General features: G+C 61.7%; 14 protein-coding genes, 5 tRNA genes and 1 riboswitch. Of the genes, 11 read left to right on the forward strand and 8 right to left on the reverse strand.

Annotated features, from left to right (window positions below):
- The first annotated feature begins 700 nt into the window (after nucleotides 1-700).
- The 7 genes from BN1136_RS07160 (at nucleotide 701) to BN1136_RS07190 (ending at nucleotide 8456) form a co-directional block, all read left to right on the forward strand.
- Entirely contained in the window at nucleotides 701-3307 is a 2607-nt protein-coding gene (locus BN1136_RS07160; RefSeq protein ID WP_043762396.1) for a TonB-dependent receptor plug domain-containing protein, read from the forward strand.
- A 102-nt stretch (nucleotides 3308-3409) separates the two neighbouring features.
- Nucleotides 3410-4174 (forward strand): DUF3450 domain-containing protein, encoded by a 765-nt coding sequence (locus tag BN1136_RS07165; protein ID WP_043762398.1) that lies wholly within the window; start codon nucleotides 3410-3412, stop codon nucleotides 4172-4174.
- Complete coding sequence (locus BN1136_RS07170) at nucleotides 4171-5544, forward strand: MotA/TolQ/ExbB proton channel family protein (protein ID WP_043762400.1); 1374 nt, start codon at nucleotides 4171-4173, stop codon at nucleotides 5542-5544. Before BN1136_RS07165 ends, BN1136_RS07170 begins: the two co-directional genes overlap by 4 nt.
- Before the next feature lie 10 nt (nucleotides 5545-5554).
- On the forward strand, nucleotides 5555-6082 hold the full coding sequence (locus tag BN1136_RS07175; RefSeq protein ID WP_043762401.1) for a MotA/TolQ/ExbB proton channel family protein: 528 nt from the start codon (nucleotides 5555-5557) through the stop codon (nucleotides 6080-6082).
- 67 nt (nucleotides 6083-6149) lie between these two features.
- Nucleotides 6150-6557, forward strand: a complete 408-nt coding sequence (locus BN1136_RS07180; RefSeq protein ID WP_005327075.1) for an ExbD/TolR family protein — start codon at nucleotides 6150-6152, stop codon at nucleotides 6555-6557.
- A gap of 16 nt (nucleotides 6558-6573) precedes the next feature.
- Nucleotides 6574-7209, forward strand: coding sequence for an energy transducer TonB (locus BN1136_RS07185; RefSeq protein WP_043808277.1), 636 nt, complete (start codon nucleotides 6574-6576; stop codon nucleotides 7207-7209).
- Between the two features lie 11 nt (nucleotides 7210-7220).
- Complete coding sequence (locus BN1136_RS07190) at nucleotides 7221-8456, forward strand: tetratricopeptide repeat protein (RefSeq protein ID WP_043762404.1); 1236 nt, start codon at nucleotides 7221-7223, stop codon at nucleotides 8454-8456.
- Between the two features lie 340 nt (nucleotides 8457-8796).
- On the opposite strand, the gene BN1136_RS07195 is transcribed toward BN1136_RS07190, so the two are convergent.
- The gene (locus tag BN1136_RS07195) at nucleotides 8797-11835 is read right to left on the reverse strand and encodes a glycosyl hydrolase family 18 protein (protein ID WP_052365698.1); all 3039 of its coding nucleotides are present in this window, start codon (nucleotides 11833-11835) and stop codon (nucleotides 8797-8799) included.
- Nucleotides 11836-11946: 111 nt separating this feature from the next.
- A riboswitch (cyclic di-GMP riboswitch) is annotated at nucleotides 11947-12030 on the reverse strand.
- A 252-nt stretch (nucleotides 12031-12282) separates the two neighbouring features.
- Between BN1136_RS07195 and BN1136_RS20170 the strand changes: the two genes are divergently transcribed.
- Nucleotides 12283-12471 carry a hypothetical protein gene (locus BN1136_RS20170; RefSeq protein ID WP_197068427.1) on the forward strand — a complete coding sequence of 63 codons (189 nt, stop codon included), beginning with the start codon at nucleotides 12283-12285 and terminating at the stop codon, nucleotides 12469-12471.
- On the opposite strand, the gene BN1136_RS07200 is transcribed toward BN1136_RS20170, so the two are convergent.
- The 6 genes from BN1136_RS07200 to gltX form a co-directional block, all read right to left on the reverse strand.
- Nucleotides 12472-12547 (reverse strand) — tRNA-Ala (locus tag BN1136_RS07200). It abuts the gene before it with no gap.
- 65 nt (nucleotides 12548-12612) lie between these two features.
- A tRNA-Ala gene (locus BN1136_RS07205) sits at nucleotides 12613-12688 on the reverse strand.
- Between the two features lie 67 nt (nucleotides 12689-12755).
- Nucleotides 12756-12831: transfer RNA gene (locus BN1136_RS07210), tRNA-Ala, on the reverse strand.
- A 63-nt stretch (nucleotides 12832-12894) separates the two neighbouring features.
- Nucleotides 12895-12970 (reverse strand) — tRNA-Ala (locus tag BN1136_RS07215).
- Nucleotides 12971-12998: 28 nt separating this feature from the next.
- Nucleotides 12999-13074, reverse strand: a tRNA-Ala gene (locus tag BN1136_RS07220).
- A gap of 252 nt (nucleotides 13075-13326) precedes the next feature.
- The gene (gene gltX, locus BN1136_RS07225) at nucleotides 13327-14742 is read right to left on the reverse strand and encodes a glutamate--tRNA ligase (RefSeq protein ID WP_043762407.1); all 1416 of its coding nucleotides are present in this window, start codon (nucleotides 14740-14742) and stop codon (nucleotides 13327-13329) included.
- A 251-nt stretch (nucleotides 14743-14993) separates the two neighbouring features.
- On the opposite strand from gltX, the gene BN1136_RS07230 reads away from it, so the two are divergent.
- The 3 genes from BN1136_RS07230 to BN1136_RS07240 all read left to right on the forward strand — a co-directional run bounded on the left by BN1136_RS07230 (nucleotide 14994) and on the right by BN1136_RS07240 (nucleotide 18367).
- A complete protein-coding gene (locus tag BN1136_RS07230; protein WP_043762408.1) occupies nucleotides 14994-17096 on the forward strand; it encodes a methyl-accepting chemotaxis protein in 2103 nt (700 codons plus the stop codon).
- A gap of 99 nt (nucleotides 17097-17195) precedes the next feature.
- Nucleotides 17196-17864 (forward strand): LysM-like peptidoglycan-binding domain-containing protein, encoded by a 669-nt coding sequence (locus tag BN1136_RS07235; protein WP_043762409.1) that lies wholly within the window; start codon nucleotides 17196-17198, stop codon nucleotides 17862-17864.
- Nucleotides 17865-18157: 293 nt separating this feature from the next.
- Complete coding sequence (locus BN1136_RS07240; RefSeq protein ID WP_005297820.1) at nucleotides 18158-18367, forward strand: cold-shock protein; 210 nt, start codon at nucleotides 18158-18160, stop codon at nucleotides 18365-18367.
- Between the two features lie 40 nt (nucleotides 18368-18407).
- Here the strand turns inward: BN1136_RS07240 and BN1136_RS20475 are convergent.
- Nucleotides 18408-18616, reverse strand: a 209-nt coding sequence (locus tag BN1136_RS20475) for a hypothetical protein (RefSeq protein ID WP_231557844.1), incomplete at its 5' end; no start/stop codon positions are given.

Raw genomic sequence — 18616 nt, forward strand, 5'->3', positions numbered from 1 at the left:
CACATCCGATGACGAGCCTATCCTTCCTGGCATTACTCACTGAATTGCCTGTTATCGGCAGACAATCCGGCTCGGTCACTGTAAAAGCTCTGCAACAAAAATCAAGTAGAACCAGGTCATTGCTCCTGGGAGTCACTTGCAGCACAACCCGCTGATATTTTTTTCCAAAAAAGCCAACTTCAATATAAAAAACTGCTACGCCCTGTCATGAAACTTGTTTTTAATAATTAAAATAATAATTAAATGCCTGTTTAAGCAAACAAAAAACCAATACAAATCAATCACATAACCATAGTGACATCCGGTGCCATTTTTACCTATATAGAGAAGAAGGGGAATGCCGGAACCTCCTGGCTGAACCCATACTGACTCCTTCGCCAATATAGATAAAAACACTGTAAAAATGTCGTTTTACGATATCGAACCAGACCCGACAGACGCCTTATCGATAAGTTCAAAAATAATAAATAAAATCGTAAAGAAGGGCCTTAACAACATCTTTACAAAACACGAGGCTTTTCTTTCGGAATAAAACACCAAAAACAATCAAACAATTGCCCATAGTCATCTAATTAGTTCCGTCGCCCCCATCCTTGCCGCTCCATTTGACGTCAATCACCAAACCTTGATAAGCCTTACGCACCGCTCCAACGAGGGCGGTATGGAAGCAAACAAAAAACAATCAGGAAGGATACTAGCGATGCTTAGGAAAAGCAGACTCTCTGCTGCCGTCGCGTTTGCCTTGGCGAGCGCGGCAGTAGTGGCTACCCCTGTCCTGGCCGAAGAGGGCCAGAACGTCGAAAAACTGCAAAAAATCAAGGTCACCGGCTCGCGGATCTCCCGTGTCGATGTGGAAGGCGCCACCCCGGTCGTCTCCGTGACCAAGGCAAAAATCGAACAGTCCGGTCAGCAGACCGTCGCCGATTACCTCAAGCAGGCCTCCTACAACTCCTTTGGTGGCGTCTCCCCGGCTTCCGGCAGCTCCTTCCAGTCCCAATCCACCGTCGGCCTGCGCGGCCTGGGTTCAGAGCGTACCCTGGTCCTGCTGAACGGCAAGCGGGTGGCGGGCTCCCCCACCATGGGCGGTACCTCCATCAACCTGAACACCATCCCCATGGCTGCCGTTGAGCGGGTCGAAGTCAACCTGGACGGCGGCTCCGCCATCTACGGTTCCGACGCCATCGGGGGTGTCATCAACGTGGTGCTCAAAGAGGGCTATGAAGGCCTGACCTTCCAGGGACGTCTCGGCTCCCCGACCGAAGAGGGTGGTGACGAGAAGAGCGGCTCCATCGTCGCGGGCGTTGCTGGCGAGAAGGGCTCCCTGATGGCGGTCTACGAGCACGACAAGAAGGACGTCATCTACGCCCGGGATCGCGATTATCTCTCCAAACAGGGCAACGATGCCCCCAGCGCCTATGGCCGCAACGTGGAAGGGATCACCGGCCTCGATGCAAACGGGGATCCCATCTGGAAATACGGTCCCCTGGCCGGCGCCACCAATGCCGATGGCACCTGTAAGTCCCCCTTCGTCGGGTTCGAGGATGGCTGTAACTTCAACTACGGCCAGGTGGCTGCCACCACGGCCTCCCGCAGCCGCGACACCCTGTACGTGAACGGTCGCTACCACATCAACGACAACGTCGACTTCGTGCCGCAGCTCATCGGCTCCCGGGTCGAGAGTTTCGGCCGCTTCGCCCCTGCCGCCGGCGCCTTCACCATCGATCCGGCCAACCCGAAGAACGCCCAGTTCTTCGCCGACAACGGCCTGGATGCCGCCGCCACCCAGGGCCTGGGTGAAGCTGCTTATGCCTACTACCGCTTCAACAACGTCGGCCCCCGCGACAACCTGGTCACCGACATGACCGGCAGCATGAACCTGGGCTTCGAGGGTACCATCACCACCGAAAGCGTCGGCGACATGCAGTGGAACGCCGGCTACATGTACTCCAAGACCGACAACAAGGAGAACGGCACCGGTTACGTCCTGAAGTCCGCCGCCCAGCAGGCAGTGGCCGACGGCAAGTTCGTCGGTGGCGAGTTTGATCCCAAGACAACGGCCTCCATGGCCGCCGACACCAGCCGCCGCTCCACCATGGACTTCTACCAGTGGTACGCCGGTGTCCAGTGGGACATGGGTGAACTGCCGGCCGGTCCGGTCAGCTGGTACGCGGGCGCCGAGTACAACGACTGGGTCTATACCGACAAGTACGATGCCCAGTCCGAGGCCGGCAACATCATCGGCTCCTCCGGCAACTCCTCCGGTGGCGTCCGCGATGTGACCGCCGCCTACATCGAGTCCCTGGTGCCCATCACCGAGCAGATCGAGCTGAACGTGGCCGGTCGCTTCGATGACTACAGCGACTTCGGCAGCGCCTTCTCCCCCAAGGCGAGCCTGCGCTACCAGCCGCTGGACAACCTGATGTTGCGCACCTCCTGGTCCCGTTCGTTCCGCGCCCCGAGCCTGAGCGACCTCTACTCGGCTGACTCCTACTCCGCCGACTGGGCCAAGGACTATGTCTACTGCGAGGCCAACGGCATCTCCGCTGCCGACTGCCCGAACCGTCAGTACAATACCACCCGTACCTCCAACGAAGAGCTGAAGGAAGAGACCGCGGATACCTGGAACTTCGGTGTGGCTTACAGCCCGCTGGATGACCTGAACTTCTCCCTGGACTACTACACCATCAAGATCGACGACGTGATCCAGCTGAACTCCCTGCAGTCCGTCATCTATGACGAGCTGAACAGCGGCGGCTCCAGCTACATCACCCGCAACAGCCAGGGCAAGATCAGCGGCGCCATCGCGCCCATGGTCAACCTGGGCACCCTCAAGACCTCGGGTCTTGATCTGAAGGTGGACTACAAGTACGACCTGAACTACGCCACCATCCGCTACGACCTGGGCGGTACCTACATCCTCGAGTACGAGGAAGGTCTGTACGCCGGTGGCCCCGTCATCGACAAGATCGGCCAGAACGGTCTGCCGCAGCTGCGCTTCAGCTCCGGTGTCGGCGTCAATGTTCCCCAATGGTGGAACATGGATACCTACCTGAGCGCGAACTACATCGACTCCCAGAGCCAGGACTATATCGCCGATACCGGTGAGGAAGTGGGCCACATCGCGTCCCAGACCACCTGGAACCTGAACGTCGGCGTGGATGCGCCCTGGGATGGCAAGATCCAGGTCGGCGTGAAGAACATGTTCAACGCGGGCCCGTCCCTCGAGAGCGATGGCTTCACCTACGACGAAGACCTCTACAGCATCGACGGTCGCATCTACTACCTCGACTACAGCCAGAAGTTCTAATTCACCTGCAGATGACAAGCCGGCCCGTTCGGGCCGGCTTTGCCCCATGCCCCAAGGAAGTTACGGAGATAGGGTAATCCTATGAAAACAAGGACAATTACAATGAAGAAAGCGCTCCTCGGCAGCCTGGTTTCGGCTGCCTTGATGACCAGCTTCAATCTGAGTGCCGCCTCTGCCGGTCAGGCAGTGGACGCTCAAGCCGCCACCGACAATGCATCCAAAGTTTCCCAGCAGAAGATCGACAACTACGCCGAGTCTGCCGAGTCTGCCCTGGCCCAGTACAAGGCCGCCCTGCGTCAGGTCGACAGCCTGCGCACCTACAACGAGCAAGTGGGCAAGATGGTCGAGTCCCAGAGCGCCGAACTCGCCTCCATGCAGAAGCAGATCGCCCAGATCGACCAGACCAGCACCGAAGTGGTGCCCCTGATGCTCAAGATGATCGACTCCCTCGACCAGTTCGTGGCCCTGGACCTGCCGTTCCAGAAGGTGGAGCGTGAGGACCGCGTGGCGGCCCTGACCGATCTCATGAACCGGGCCGACGTCACCATCTCCGAGAAGTACCGCAAGATCCTCGAGGCCTACCAGATCGAGGAGGGCTTCAGCCGCACCATCGAGTCCTACAAGGCGAGCCTGGACAAGGATGGCAGCGAGAAGACCTACGAGTTCCTGCGCGTGGGCCGCATCGCCCTGCTCTACCAGTCCCCGGATGGCAACGAGACCGGCATGTGGAACAAGAAGACCCGCCAGTGGGAAGAACTGCCCCAGGAGTATCGCAGCGCCGTCGAACAGGGCCTTCGCATCGCCAAGAAGCAGGCGCCCCCCGCCCTCATCAAGCTGCCGGTTCAAACTGCGGAGAAAGCATCATGAAAGGAATCAAACTCGCCATTGCCTCCCTGATTGCGGGGGCCACCCTGGTCACCTTGCCGGTGACCGCCGCCGAGAAGCCGGTGGATCTCAATGCCCTGCTGAGCCAGGTGAAAGCCGCCAGCGCCAGCGAATCCCAGATCAACAAGGAGCGGGAAGCCCGCTTCCTGGCTGACAAGAACGAGCAGGGCGCCCTGCTGGCCAAGGCCAAGGCCGAGCTCGCCGCCGAGACCGCCCGAGGTGAACAGCTCAAGGCCACCTTCGATGCCAACGACAAGCAGCTCACCGAGCTGACCGAGACCCTGCGCCAGCGCTCCGGCAACATGGGCGAGATGTTCGGCGTACTGCGCCAGTTCGCCGGTGAGTTCAAGGGGATCTTCAACGCCTCCGCCCGCCGGGTCGAGCATCCGGAGCAATCCGCCCTGCTGACCCGCCTGGCCGAGAGCAAGGAGCTCCCCTCCAGCGATGACTTGACCGCCTTCTGGACCACCACCCTTAGCCGCATGGTCGACGGTGGCAAGGTGAGCCAGCTCCCGGCCACCGTGGTCTACGGCGAGGGCAACCAGGCCGAGAAGACCGTGACCCAGATCGGCGAGTTCAACACCGTCTCCGAGGGCAAATACCTGACCTTCGTGCCGGAGACCGGCAAGTTCGAACAGCTGCCCCGCCAGCCGGACAAGGCGGTGCTGGAGCCCGTTGCCGACTTTGAGCAGGGCGACGGCAGCATCAAACCCGTGTTCATCGACCCGTCCCGCGGCGTGATCCTCTCCCTGCTGGTACAGTCTCCGACCCTGAAAGAACGGATCGATCAGGGGGGTGAAGTCGGCTACGTCATCATGGTACTCGGCGTGCTTGGTACCCTGCTGGCCCTGTTCTGCGGTGCCCGCCTCTCCCTCATCGGCGGTTCCATGCGCAAGCAGCTGAAGTCCGAGCAGGTCATCAAGGGCAACCCCATCGGCGAGATGCTGGTGGCCTACCAGGAGCACCGCGGTGACAACATCGAGGATCTGGAGTCCAAGCTCGACGAGATCATCCTGCGCAACGTACCCAAGTTCGAGAAGGGCATCAGCATCATCAAGCTGATCGCCTCGGTCGCCCCGCTGCTGGGTCTGCTGGGGACAGTGGTCGGCATGATCGCCACCTTCCAGGCCATCACACTGTTCGGTACCGGCGATCCCAAGCTGATGGCGGGCGGTATCTCCGAAGCCCTGGTGACCACCATGCAGGGTCTGGTCGTGGCCGTGCCCATGCTGTTCCTCTACACCATAGTGCAGACCCAGAGCCGCCGTCTCATCCAGGTCCTGGAAGAGCAGAGCGCCGGCTTCGTCGCCCGCTATCAGGAACGTCTGCACGCCGCCAAGGCCGCAGCCTAAGGAGTCACCCATGTGGTTCTGGTTGATTGAAGAAGTCGAGTCGGTCCGCCGGTTTCTGGGATTGGGGGGCGACGTGCTGGTCGCCCTGTTCTTCCTGACCCTGATGATGTGGGCCCTGCTGCTGGAGCGCTGGTTCTACTTCATGGCGGTCTACCCCAAGCAGGTGAAGCAGACCAAGGCGGCCTGGCTGGCCCGCACCGATCACCTCTCCTGGTCTGCCAAGCAGATCCGCCGCGAGCTGGTCTCCCGGGTCTCCATGGCCGTGGACAAGGGGATGCCGGTCATCAAGGTGCTGATCGCCCTCTGTCCGCTGATGGGGCTGCTGGGCACCGTGGTCGGCATGGTGCAGGTGTTCGACACCCTGGCCATCACCGGCACAGGCTCACCGCGGGCAATGGCCTCGGGGATCTCCAAGGCGACGGTACCGACCATGGCGGGCATGATTGCCGCCCTTTCCGGCCTGTTTTTTGTCAACCAGCTCGATCACAAGGCCAAGCTGGCCGTGCAGAAGCTGGAAGACAACCTGAAACACGGCTGATGCAGGATGCACATCCCCGGCCGGGCCTGGCCCGCCGGGGCACAGAACAAGCAAGGAGTTTTTTGCCATGAGAAAACGTCACAGCGACAGCGGTGCGGACGAGGCGGCCATCGATTTGACCCCCATGCTGGACATCGTGTTCATCATGCTGATCTTCTTCATCGTCACCACCTCGTTCGTCAAGGAGTCCGGCGTGGAGATCAACCGCCCGAGCGCCAGCACGGCCGAGACGGTGAAGAAGGGGAACATCATGGTCGCGGTCCGCGAGAACGGTCAGGTCTGGGTCGACAAACGGGTCGTCGAGGTGGGTGCCGTGCGTGCCAACATCGAGCGGCTGCGGGCGGAGAACCCGGAGAGCGCCGTGGTGATCCAGGCCGATACCGAGTCCCGTTCCGGGCTGGTGGTCCAGGTCATGGATCAGATCCGCATGGCCGGTGTCCAGAACATCTCCATCGCGGCGAGCAAGAGCAGCTGATGCCGGAGCGAGCCCTATGAGATACCTGATATCGTTAGCGGTCTCCTGCGTGGTGGTGTTCTTCCTGTTCCTGGGAATGAACAAGCTCATCACGCCGGATCACCGGGAGCTGACGGAGAGGGAGGACGTCACCATGACCGACTTCATTCGCCTCAAGCCTCAGGAGACCTTGCAAGAGAAGCAACGGGAACTGCCCAAGCCGCCGCCCCCGAACCGTCCGCCCCCCCCGCCCGAGATGGAGGTGGCGAGCACGGACAGGCCGCAGATGGAGAGCTCCCCCATGGACATGCCCAAACTCGACATCCCGGTCAACATCGGTGGCGGCAACGCCCTGGGTGCCTACAGCACCGGCGGTGGCGGTGGTGGCATCGGCGGCAACAACGGCGCCATCCCGATGGCGACCTTCGAGCCCATGATGCCCCGCAAGGCGGCGCTGGCCGGCCTCGCCTCCGGCAAGGTACTGGTGGAGTTCACCGTCACCGAGCGCGGCACCGTGAGCAACATCCGCATCGTCAAGGAAGAGCCCCGCAGCTATGACCTCGGCAAGGCGGCGCGCCAGACCATAGCCAAGTGGACCTTCAAGCCGGCCATGGTGGACGGCAAGCCGCAGGCCAGTCGCATGCAGCAAGAGATCGAGTTTGCGACCAACTAAGGAAGGTGGCGATGAAAAAGTTACACACCCTGATCCTCGCCCCGGTAGCCATGGCGGTGCTGCTCAGCACCGCCAGCTGGGCCGCCGAGCAGCCCGCCCTGTCTGACCGCGCCTACCGCGCGGTCAACAAGGCCCAGGCGTTGATCACCGAGAAGAAATACGGCGAGGCCAATGCCAAGCTGCAGGAGGCGCTGTCAGGCGCAGGCGAGCGGGTCTACGACAAGGGGGTCATTCTGCAGACCCTGGGCTTCGTGGCCGCCCAGCAGGAGAAGTACGGTCAGGCGACCAAGTACTTCGCCGACGCCATCGCCACCGGCGGCCTGCCGCCTCCCGTGGCCCAGCAGGTGCGCTACAACCTGGCCCAGCTCTACATGGCCGAGGGGAACTTCAAGGGCTCCATCAGCACCATGAAGGAGTGGTTCGCGAACCTCGGCAAGGACGAGAAACCGACCCCGCACGCCTACATCACCCTGGCCAACGCCCATGTGCAGCTCAAGCAGTACCGGGAAGCCATTCCGGCGGTGGACAGCGCGATCAAGCTCTCTGCGGGCAAGGCGCCGGAGTCCTGGTACCTGCTGAAGATGGCGGCCCACTACGAGCTGAAACAGTACAAGCCGGCCACCGAGGTGCTGACCGCGCTGGTCGACCGCTATCCGGAGAAGAAGAAGTACTGGACCCAGCTCTCGGCCATGCACATGCAGGCGGGCAACGATGCCAAGGCCCTGGCGGCACTGGAAGGCGCCTACAACCTCGGCATGCTGACCGAAGCCAACGAGTTGCAGCGGCTCGCCAACTACCTCGCCTTCGCCGGCATTCCCCACCGCGCTGCCCGCGTGATGGAGAAGGCCATGAAGGAGGGGCAGATCGAGAGCAATGCGGCCAACTACAAGACGCTCGCCAACTACTGGCATCAGGCCAAGGAGCTGGACCCGGCCATCGACACCCTGGCCAAGTCCTACAAGCTGGCCCCCAATGCCGAGCTGCAGCTCAAGATGGCTCGCATGATGATCCAGAGCAAACGCTATCAGGATCTGGTGGCGCTGGCCGCCAAGCCAGCCGCCAACGCCAGCGGGGAGCAGCGGGCGGATCTGAAGTTCCTGACCGGGGTCGCCTATTTTGAGCAGCAAAAGCCCAAGGAGGCGCTCAACGCCTTCACCCAGGCCGCCCAGAATGGCAACGTCAGCGGTCGTGCCACCCCCTGGATCAGCTTCTTGAAGGAGCAGCAGGGCGGCGCCGTCACCCAGTAAACGACAACAACGGGCCGCCCCGGACGTTCGGGGCGGCCACCCGGCCGAGGGAAGCGCCTTCCCGCACGGTCGGCAAGCACAAGGGGACCTGCCCCGCAGATTGCCTTGGTGGCAATTGGCCGCTCTTCGGAGCGGTCTTTTTTATGGTCCCTCCCCCCTTTTTCACGAGATGCCTGTTTTCTCCTTATATAGGCTGCAAAAAATCCGGAGCCTGGGCTCCGGATTGGGTCATTGCGTTGAGACGGGGTTGCCCCCTCAACCTGTCATCAGTAGCTGCACACCAGCTTCCAGCTGCCGTCGCACGCTCTGAGTTCGCGGCTGGTACAGCAGCCGGGGCAACTCAGTAGTTGCACACCAGTTTCCAGCTGCCGTCGCCGGCCTTGGGCTCGCTGCTGGTCCACCAGTTGGCCTGCCACACCGCCTTGCCGTTGGTCATGCGGTCGTTGCCATTGGCGTGATCCCCGCGCGGCCAGGTCGGATAGGCATTGTAGTCCGCCGGGTTGACGTTCTGGCTGGCACAGGTGGTGCCGCCACTGCCGCCGTCACTACCGCCACTGCTGCCCAGCACCGCCTCGGCCAGGGCCGGGAAGTCGGACTTCAGGCCTATGGTCTGGCTGCCGGCAATCAGGCGCATGCCGCTCGGCACGCCGGCGGCCGGCAGATAGTAGGTCATGGCCACTTCCACGTCGGTACCCGGCGCCCAGGCCTTCCAGGCCGGCAGCGTCAGGGCCACCTTGTGGAAGTCCTTTTCGCCCGCGATGCCGTCCGAGTTCTGGTTGCCGCCGCTCTCCACCACTTTCAGCCCCATGCCGCTCTGGTCGGTGATGGTGTCTGAGGTGGAGGTGGGCACCAGGAACTCGATGCGGGTGCCGCCCGGAATGGTCTGGGTCGACTTGTTGGTGAGCTTCAGGGTCGGGTTGATCGGGTAGTTGGAGTCCCCTTCCTTGAAGCCGGAGAGGCTCACGCCGATGTCGAGCTGGGCGGCCGGAGCCGGCAGATCATTCTGCTTCAGGGCCGCCTTGTCGGCCTTGCTGAACTTCTCGTAGGCGAGGCTGGTGAGGGTACTGCCCATCACGTACTCGTTCTTCGCGGCGTCGAAGTCATAGTCCCCCGCCATCTCCCAGAACATGACGCCCCCCAGGCCGCGCTTGACGATGTAGTCGAGCTTGTGACCCATGGACTCTTCATCTTCGGTGGAGAGGAACACCTTTTTCTGCTCGTTCCAGAGCCAGGGCGCATGGGCCTTGTCGTCGTAATAACGGACATACTGCCCTTGGATCACGTCTGCCGGGTTGTTGGGATCCAGACCCCAGGCCTGGCCGTAGCTCGGCAGGGTGGTAATGCCGAGGCTGGCTGCGTGCTCCAGGTTCTTGGCGTGCCACATGGGCACGGCGCCGCCGCCAATCTCCTTGCCGTTCTTGTCGAGGTCATGCCAGATGTTGTCGATGCCCACCGCCCCGTTGCCGCAGGGGATGGTGCTGCCCCCCGTGCCCGGCTGGCAATCGCTCTGGCTCGGCAGCGCCGCCTTGCCACCCAGCCCCTGGGTGCCACCGGTGACCCCCTGCCAGCCACGGGTGTAATAGGGCACGCCGATGTTGATCTTGCCCGCCGCCAAGGCGCCACGGAAGTAGTGGGCCGCCCAGGCGGAGTTCAGATAGCCGATGCCGCCAAACTGGGCCTGGGTGTAGACCCCCCACTGGGCCAGCTCGGGATCCGCCTTGTTGTCGAACAGGGCGGCGTTGTGGCCGACGAAGTGGTTCCAGGCGCCGTGGAAGTCATAGGTCATCAGGTTGACGTAGTCGAGGTACTGGGTGACCTGGAAGTTTTCCATGCCGCGCAGCAGGTAGGCCGAGGCCGGCGAGGCGATGGTCAGCATGTACTTGCGACCGTCCTCGGTGCCGGCGCTGTCGAGCTTGTTGCGCAGGGTCTTCATCAGCACTTCATAGTTCGCAAACAGCTTGCCGCGACACAGGTTGGAGAGCGGGAAGTCGTTCGGGTTGCCCGCATCCTTCATGGAGGTGGGGTACTCGTAGTCGATATCCACCCCATCGAAGCCGTACTGGCGGATGAAGCCCACCGCCGAGTCGGCAAAGGCGTTGATGCCGGCGGTATTGACCGAGCAGTCGCCCTTGGTGGTGGCGGCGTAGAAGCCGCGGGTATCGGCCCAGCCCCCGACGGAGATGAGCGTCTTCACGTCCGGATACTGCTTCTTGTACTTCGACAGCAGGTTGAAGTGGCCCTGGTAGGCGAACTCGGGATCCATCTCGGCGCCCGGCACGCCGTTCCAGGTCATCTTGGTGGCCGAGTCGTCCACCTTGATGACGTGGCTCTGCTCGTCCACCGCCGCGAAGGCGTAGTTGATGTGGGTGATCTTGTCCCAGGGGATGTCGTTCACCAGGTAGGCGGGCAGGCCGTTCTTGCCGGTGCGCCAGGAAGTGAAGTAGCCGATGACACGGCGACCGTGATCATCCCCCATGCACTCGCTGCCGTCGGCGCGGTAGATCTGGCGCACGTCGCAGGTGAGGTTGCCGCCGGTGGGAGGCAGTGCGGCCTCTTCCACCTGCACATCCACCTGGGCCGACTCGCCAGAGAGATTGGCCTTGTCGGTCGCCACCAGCTTGAGACCGGCCAGCCCCTTGTTCTGGGGCGTCCAGCTCACTTGCCAGGGGGCGCTGGTGTCCTCGCCCACCTTCTGGCCATTCACAAAGAGCTCGACCCTGGCGACGTCGTCATTGGCGTCGGTGACGTTGCCGCTCACCGCCACGCTGCGACCCAGGGTCACCCTGGCGCCGGCGGCCGGGCTCGCGATGCTCACTTTGGGCGCCTCGGGCGCGGCCACGGCGGCGACCTTGAAGCTGGAGTCCGCCTCGCTCAGCACCTTGCCATCCTTGTCCAGCGCCCGGGCCTTGAGGGCGTGATTGCCCACACCGGCGGCAGACCAGCTCGCACTCCAGGGGGAAGCCGTTGCGGTGGCGACCAGGGTGCCGTCGATGAGGTACTCCACCTTGGCGAGCGCCGTGACCGGGCCGCTCAGGGTCACCGCCAGGGCCAGGCTGGCCCCCTCACTGACGCTGCTGCCAACGGCAGGAGAGCCGATGGCGACGACCAGGGCCGGTGGCGGCACTTCACCGCTATAGCGCTTCCAGGCATCGGTCCAGACGGTACCGACCCCGGGCTCATAGTGATAGGGGGAGGCACCACACCAGCCGGAGTAGGGGAATTCCTTGCATTCATAGAGAGCGCCTGCGTTGCTGACGATGTCGCCAGCCTTGTAGGCGGTGCCGGCCTGATAGGCGGGGTAAGCGGCCTGCGCCCAGGCAGGGACGGCCGCAAGGGCGACCAGCATGGCAAGCCTGCTGGGCCTCAAGATCTGTTGCATATTGTTATCTTCCTTGTTTGTCTTGGCTTCAACACCGGGAAAAGCGCAATCGCAACAGGGGGAAAGGGAACGACAACAGGCCATGGACGGGCCACAAACCCTCAAGTCACCCTGGGTAACCCCGCTGTCTGGCCCGGGTGGGGCAGATCGGAGGCTTTGCGTCCCGGCATCACTGCCGGTTTGCCCTTGTCCTGGGTTCCGTGAGGAACAGCCCGAGTATAGGAAGCAAGTCTCGGCCGCTCAATCTTTATTCTCGAAAGAAAATATGTGGGGACGTTCCCACACTTCATCCCTCATCGAACAGATGAGAAATAAATCATTAATATCAGTATCTTGAGCTTATCTAAACCTGGAAAGCAGCCTCTTTTTTCCCTTTCATGCACGCTGGACCACTGGTCCGAGTTGCCAGAAATGTGACAAGGCGCGTCCTTGGCCAGGGCCGAGAAAATGGAGAGACGGGTCAATTTAAAAGAGAAGAGCACCTGTCTTGCTGGTGCCGTCCCTAAGGATATGGCGCGTGAAAGACCCGCGCCGATGCGGGCGAAGGATTGGCAGCCCGGCGGGATCCGGGACGATGCAAAAACGACAAAACAAAAAGGCCACCGCAATGGGGTGGCCTTTTATGTCATCGAATGATGGTGGAGCTACGCGGGATCGAACCGCGGACCTCTTGCATGCCATGCAAGCGCTCTCCCAGCTGAGCTATAACCCCAAACTTTACTCTTCAGACAACCGGTTCTGGCGGCCGGTCATCCTGGACGCCTGGCGTCCGAATCATGGTGGAGCTACGCGGGATCGAACCGCGGACCTCTTGCATGCCATGCAAGCGCTCTCCCAGCTGAGCTATAACCCCAAATTCTTTACTCTTTAGACAACCGCTTCTGGCGGTCGGTTGCCTTCGACGCATAACGTCTGAATGATGGTGGAGCTACGCGGGATCGAACCGCGGACCTCTTGCATGCCATGCAAGCGCTCTCCCAGCTGAGCTATAACCCCACAAAGGTCGGCCTGGGTGATACACACCGCACTGCCCTGGGTACATCATTTCAATCAGGAACCTGGTGGAGCTACGCGGGATCGAACCGCGGACCTCTTGCATGCCATGCAAGCGCTCTCCCAGCTGAGCTATAACCCCTTGGATTCCAGATTGTTCGAGGAGAATTTGGTGGAGCTACGCGGGATCGAACCGCGGACCTCTTGCATGCCATGCAAGCGCTCTCCCAGCTGAGCTATAACCCCAACTCACCTCGGCGCTACCAAAGTTATCTCTGGCAACGGAGGCGCATGATAGGCATCGTCCGCTTTGCTGTCAACCCAAAATTCGCACCCGCTGGAGCGTTTAGTCAAAATTCAGTCAGTTAGCTGTTTTTACCGCCAACCTCATCGCTATGTCGCTGTTTTACGTCGTAAATCAGGTGGGGACTCAAAAAAAGAGGGCCCCCTCAGGGAGCCCTCTCATGCCATCTTGGGTACTGACACGGCGAGCCTGAATTACTCGGCGGCCATGCGTGCTTCGATGTACGCCAGGGCACGGTCGATGCGAGCGAGCACGCGCTCCTTGCCCACCAGCGCCATCACGGCGTCGATGGCAGGAGACTGGCCCTGGCCGGTCACGGCCACGCGCAGCGGCATGCCCACCTTGCCCATGCCCTGACCCAGCTCGGCAGCGGTGGCTTCAATCAGCTCGTGCAGCGCTTCTGTGGTCCAGGTCTCCAGGGCAGCCAGCTTGGTCTTGGCCAGGGTGAGCGGCTCGGCGGCAACGCCACGCAGGTGCTTCTTGGCGGCCGCTTCGTCGATGGCCTCGTACTCTTCGAACAGGTAGCGGCTCTGGGCGGCCACTTCCACCAGCGTGTTGCAGCGCTCCGCCAGCAGGGTCACCACAGCAGGCAAAGCCGGGCCATTGCTGGTATCGATCTTCTGATCGGCCATGTGCCAGGCCAGGTGCTTGGCCACATAAGCCGGATCCAGGCTGCGCATGTAGTGGTTGTTCAGCCACAAGAGCTTGTCGGTATTGAAGGCGGAGGCGGACTTGGAGATGGCATCCAGGCTGAACAGCTTGATCATCTCGTCCAGGGTGAAGATCTCCTGATCGCCGTGGGACCAGCCCAGACGCACCAGGTAGTTCAGCAGGGCTTCCGGCAGGTAGCCGTCGTCACGGTACTGCATGACGGACACGGCACCGTGGCGCTTGGAGAGCTTGGCACCGTCGTCACCCAGGATCATTGAGACGTGGGCAAACTCCGGCACCGGCGCGTTCAGGGCCTTGTAGATGTTGATCTGGCGCGGGGTGTTGTTGATGTGGTCTTCGCCACGCACCACGTGGGTGATCTCCATGTCCCAGTCGTCCACCACCACGCAGAAGTTATAGGTGGGGGCACCGTCGGTACGGCGAATGATCAGATCGTCGAGCTCGGTGTTGGCGAACTCGATGCGGCCACGCACGTGGTCGTCGAACACCACGGAGCCTTCGGTCGGGTTGCGGAAACGGATGACGTGGGGGGCGTCGGCCGGGTGATCGTGATCACCATGGCGGCACTTGCCGTCATAGCGGGGCTTCTCGCCGTTGGCCATCTGGCCTTCGCGCAGCGCTTCCAGACGCTCCTTGGAGCAGTAGCACTTGTAGGCGCGGCCATCCGCCAGCATCTCGTCGATCAGGCCGTTGTAGCGATCGAAACGCTTGGTCTGGTAGTAGGGGCCCTCATCCCAGTTCAGCTCCAGCCATTCCATACCCTCGATGATGGCGTCGATCGCCTCCTGGGTGGAACGTTCCAGATCGGTATCCTCGATACGCAGCACGAACTCACCGCCCTGATTCTTTGCAAACAACCAGGAATAGAGTGCGGTACGGGCACCGCCGACATGCAAGAAGCCGGTCGGGCTGGGAGCAAAACGGGTTTTGACTTTCATCTTTAAGCCTTGTGTAGAGGGCCTTGGGCCAATTCGTTAAAAAAACCGTCGCATTTTAGCACCGACAATGACGGATGGGAAAACCATGGAAAGGCATAGGGTAAAATAGGGTTCAAACAGTTAATAACCACTGATTTTGAGTGGGATCGCAAAACTTTCCCTCTTTTTACGCTTAGCTAGGCAGGATTGCTGGAGAGATCTCCCGCCCTGCCGATAATTCGGACAACCGCCTACTACACAAGGAACGCAAGATGCAGTTTCGTTCTATCCAGAATCGCATCCTGGTGCTGGCCGGGATCGCCATGACCGCCGCCCTGGTCATCCTGATCCTGCTCAACCAATATTCGGGCCGGCAGACCCAGCAGCTGACCATCAGCTCCAGCCGTGACGCCCTGCAGCAGGAGGCGTGGCAAAAGGTGAGTGCCAACGCCCGCGCCGAGGCCGCCGCCATCACCCAGCTGCTGCAGAAGGGGCTCTCCTACACCCAGCAGATGGCCAGCGCCTTCGCCCTGCAGCAGGCGGGCAAACTGCCGCTCGATCGCCAACAGGCCACCGACCTCCTCAAGGCCCAGCTGGCCCTGGAGCCCCAGCTGTACGGCGCCTTCGCCGGCTTCGAGCCGAACGGCTTCGATGGCCAGGACGCCAGCTTCGCCGGACAGACGCCCCTGGGCAGCGATGACAAGGGTCGCTTCGTCCCCTACTTCTATCGCGACAAGGATCAGATCGGCACGGATCTGCTGCTCTCCATCGAGAAGAGCGACCCGGATGAATTCGGCAACCCCGCCAACGACTACTACGCCTGCCCGAAGCGGGAGGGGCGCTCCTGCCTCATCGATCCCTTCAAGGTGGACATCAACGGCCAGCAGGTACTGGTCAGCACCATCACCACCCCCATCCTGGTGGATGGCCAGTTCAGGGGGATAGCCGCGCTCGATCTGGCGGTGGACTCCATCAGCCGGCAGGCCCAGTCCCTCAACAGCAACATCTATGACGGCAAGGGCGAGACCCTGATCGTCAGCGCCGCCGGTGTCATCACAGGCACCAGCGGCGATCCCGCCCTGCTGGGCAGCCGGGCCGACAAGGTGCTCGGCAACGGCTGGCAGCAGTACCTCAAGCCCGAGGTGCAGCGCCAGGAGCTCGACGACGCGTTTCGCATCTCGGTGCCCATCGCGGTGCCCGGCATGGCCCGCAACTGGGCCATCATCGTCACCCTGCCCTACAAGGTGGTGCTGGCGGGGGCGGACGAGCTGGAGCGCCAGCTCACCGACATGAACCGCACCGCCATGACCCAACAGCTCATCGGTGCCCTGCTGGTGCTGGTGCTGGCGCTGGCCACCATGCTGGTGATCGCCCGCAGCATCACGGGCCCCATCCGTCAGATGGTGAGCCTGGTAGATGACATCGCCGATGGCGAGGGGGATCTCACCAAGCGCCTGGAGAGCCGCTCCCAGGATGAACTGGGGGCCCTCTCCCGGGGGATCAACCGCTTTATCGACAAGCTGCAGGCCCTGCTCGTCGACGTGCAGAAGACCGCGAGCGAGGTGCACCGCCATGCCGGCGACACAGATCGCATTGCCGGCCAGACCGACAGCAACCTGCAACACCACCAGGCGGAGATGGAGCAGATGCTGACCGCGGTGCAGGAGATGTCCTATGTCAGCCAGGAGGTGGCCACCCACGCCAACAACACCGCCGACTCCGCCAAACAGGCCCAGAGCGCGGCGGATCAGGGCAAGGTGCGCTTCCAGCAGGTGATCCATTCCATGCACAAGGTCGCCGCCGAAGCTGGCAAGGGGGCCGAGGTGGTGGAGGGACTGGCCCACGACAGCGAGCAGATCACCAGCATCCTCACCGTCATCCAGGGTATCGCCGATCAGACCAACCTGCTGGCCCTCAACGCTGCCATCGAGGCGGCCAGGGCCGGCGAGCAGGGGCGTGGCTTTGCGGTGGTGGCCGACGAGGTGCGCAAGCTCGCGGGCAACACCCAGCAGGCGGTGCAGAATACCCAGGAGCTGATCGAGAAGATCCGCCACAGCTCGGCCAATGCGGTCAACGCCATCCAGCAGAGCCAGCAGCTGACCCACCAGGCAGTGGGCGAGGCGGATCTCGCGGAGGCGGCGCTGGACAGCATCTTCCAGGCCATCGCCACCATCAACGACATGACCTACCAGATCGCCTCCGCCGCCGAGGAGCAGAGCTCGGTCTCCGAGACGGTGTCGGGCAACCTGTCAAAAACCAGCGCACTGGCCAACGACATCGCCCGGGATGCCACCAGCACCGCCAACGCCAGCCAGGCCTTGCGTCAGGCGGCGGAACGTTTACAGCAATTGCTGGGACAATTCCGTCTCAGTTGATAATTTTCATGCTCTGGACTCTCCCCCTCGGGGGCGAGTCCGTTTACCATAGGCGGCATATTTGCCTGATGGCAGGCAATGTAGTGAGAGGTAAATGCCGTGCCCACCCCGGACCGTCGCCCACGTGGCCATAACAGACGAGCCCAGCAGCGTCGCCAAGACGAATCACAAGGAACCCTGCTCCAACGTATCAACGCGGCTACCCTGCCCCTGCGCCAGCGTCTCGGCCAGGGCATGAGTGGCCTGGGTCAACGCAAGCAGGAGCCGAAGGCGAGCTCCTTCAAGCTGGCGAGCCCGCTGCCCCGCAAGCACACCATAGGCCTGCTGGTGCTGATCCCGCTCTGGCTGCTGGTGCTGGCCTGGGAGCCCGCCCCTGCCGCCCCGACCACAGCGCCCTCAGGTTCCCTGGCTGTGCCCCTGGCCGTGCCGACCCAGGCCCTGACCGTGGGTGCCGGCAACGCCGGCAGTGCGCCGGTTGCCGCCAAGCCGGTCGAGGAGAAGGTCGACGGTACCTGGCTGCAACACGAGGTGCAGGCGGGCGAGACGCTCTACTCCATCTGGCGCAAGTTCGAGTTGCCCGGGGCAGAGCTGAGCCGCCTCATCGCCATCGAGGGGCCGGATCGTCCGCTGACCCGTCTGCAGTCCGGCAAGTCGGTCTTCATCCTGGTGGATGACAGCCGCCGCATCCAGCGGGTCGAGATCCGCTCCTTCGGCCAGGCCAACTACCGCTACGACCGCCAGGGTGAAGGGTTCGCCCTCAAGGAGTGAGGCCTTCAAGGCAGCACCACGGATGACACGGGAGGCCATGGCCTCCCGTTTTTTTGAGGTGAAGCATGAAACAAGCCGCTGACTTCACAATACTTTTAGCTTGCTCAAAAAACGAAAAGCACCAAATTGACAAGGGATCGGGCTCCAGTACAATCGGTCAGGCTTTAGACAGGGATTGTGCTACATGCTACTGGGACAAAGAGACGTGGTCAGTCATGCTTCAACCCCTGCCTTTCAGGCAAATGCTGCCCAACGAGGCTTAGTTTCATTTTGTTATAGATAGGACTTACCACATGTCTGACATTCGCACCGGCCAGGTAAAATGGTTCAACGAAACCAAGGGTTTTGGCTTCATCGAGCAATCCCAGGGTCCGGACGTTTTCGTTCACTTCTCCTCCATCCAGAGCGCAGGTTTCAAGACCTTGGCTGAAGGTCAAAAAGTACAGTTCACTGTGACCCAGGGCAAAAAAGGCCCTCAGGCCGAGAACGTCACCGTTATCTAAGCCCGCGCCAGTGAGCCTGTAGGAGGAGCCTTTGCCCCTCCTATTTTTTTGCCTGCCGTTTCGCCTTCCCCGCCACGATCATCAGCCTGCCCGAAGCAACCACCACCCTCCCCATCACCAGGGAATAAAACGGGTACAGAAGAGATGGGGCTGACCTGACTGAACGCCGGATACGGCAAATCATCGCAGCGCGATGTGATGGGCAATTCAAATGGATGATGAGGACTTCGAAGAGAGATTGGAGCGGGA

It is taken from the genome of Aeromonas taiwanensis, from assembly GCF_000820165.1.
Lineage (GTDB): Bacteria > Pseudomonadota > Gammaproteobacteria > Enterobacterales > Aeromonadaceae > Aeromonas > Aeromonas taiwanensis.

Coding starts and splice junctions, on each gene's coding strand:
- BN1136_RS20170 (WP_197068427.1), top strand. CDS start 12,283: ATGGAGAGACGGGTCAATTTAAAAGAGAAGAGCACCTGTCTTGCTGGT.
- BN1136_RS07170 (WP_043762400.1), top strand. CDS start 4,171: ATGAAAGGAATCAAACTCGCCATTGCCTCCCTGATTGCGGGGGCCACC.
- gltX (WP_043762407.1), bottom strand. CDS start 14,742: ATGAAAGTCAAAACCCGTTTTGCTCCCAGCCCGACCGGCTTCTTGCAT.
- BN1136_RS07175 (WP_043762401.1), top strand. CDS start 5,555: ATGTGGTTCTGGTTGATTGAAGAAGTCGAGTCGGTCCGCCGGTTTCTG.
- BN1136_RS07230 (WP_043762408.1), top strand. CDS start 14,994: ATGCAGTTTCGTTCTATCCAGAATCGCATCCTGGTGCTGGCCGGGATC.
- BN1136_RS07180 (WP_005327075.1), top strand. CDS start 6,150: ATGAGAAAACGTCACAGCGACAGCGGTGCGGACGAGGCGGCCATCGAT.
- BN1136_RS07185 (WP_043808277.1), top strand. CDS start 6,574: ATGAGATACCTGATATCGTTAGCGGTCTCCTGCGTGGTGGTGTTCTTC.
- BN1136_RS07165 (WP_043762398.1), top strand. CDS start 3,410: ATGAAGAAAGCGCTCCTCGGCAGCCTGGTTTCGGCTGCCTTGATGACC.
- BN1136_RS07195 (WP_052365698.1), bottom strand. CDS start 11,835: ATGCAACAGATCTTGAGGCCCAGCAGGCTTGCCATGCTGGTCGCCCTT.
- BN1136_RS07190 (WP_043762404.1), top strand. CDS start 7,221: ATGAAAAAGTTACACACCCTGATCCTCGCCCCGGTAGCCATGGCGGTG.
- BN1136_RS07160 (WP_043762396.1), top strand. CDS start 701: ATGCTTAGGAAAAGCAGACTCTCTGCTGCCGTCGCGTTTGCCTTGGCG.
- BN1136_RS07240 (WP_005297820.1), top strand. CDS start 18,158: ATGTCTGACATTCGCACCGGCCAGGTAAAATGGTTCAACGAAACCAAG.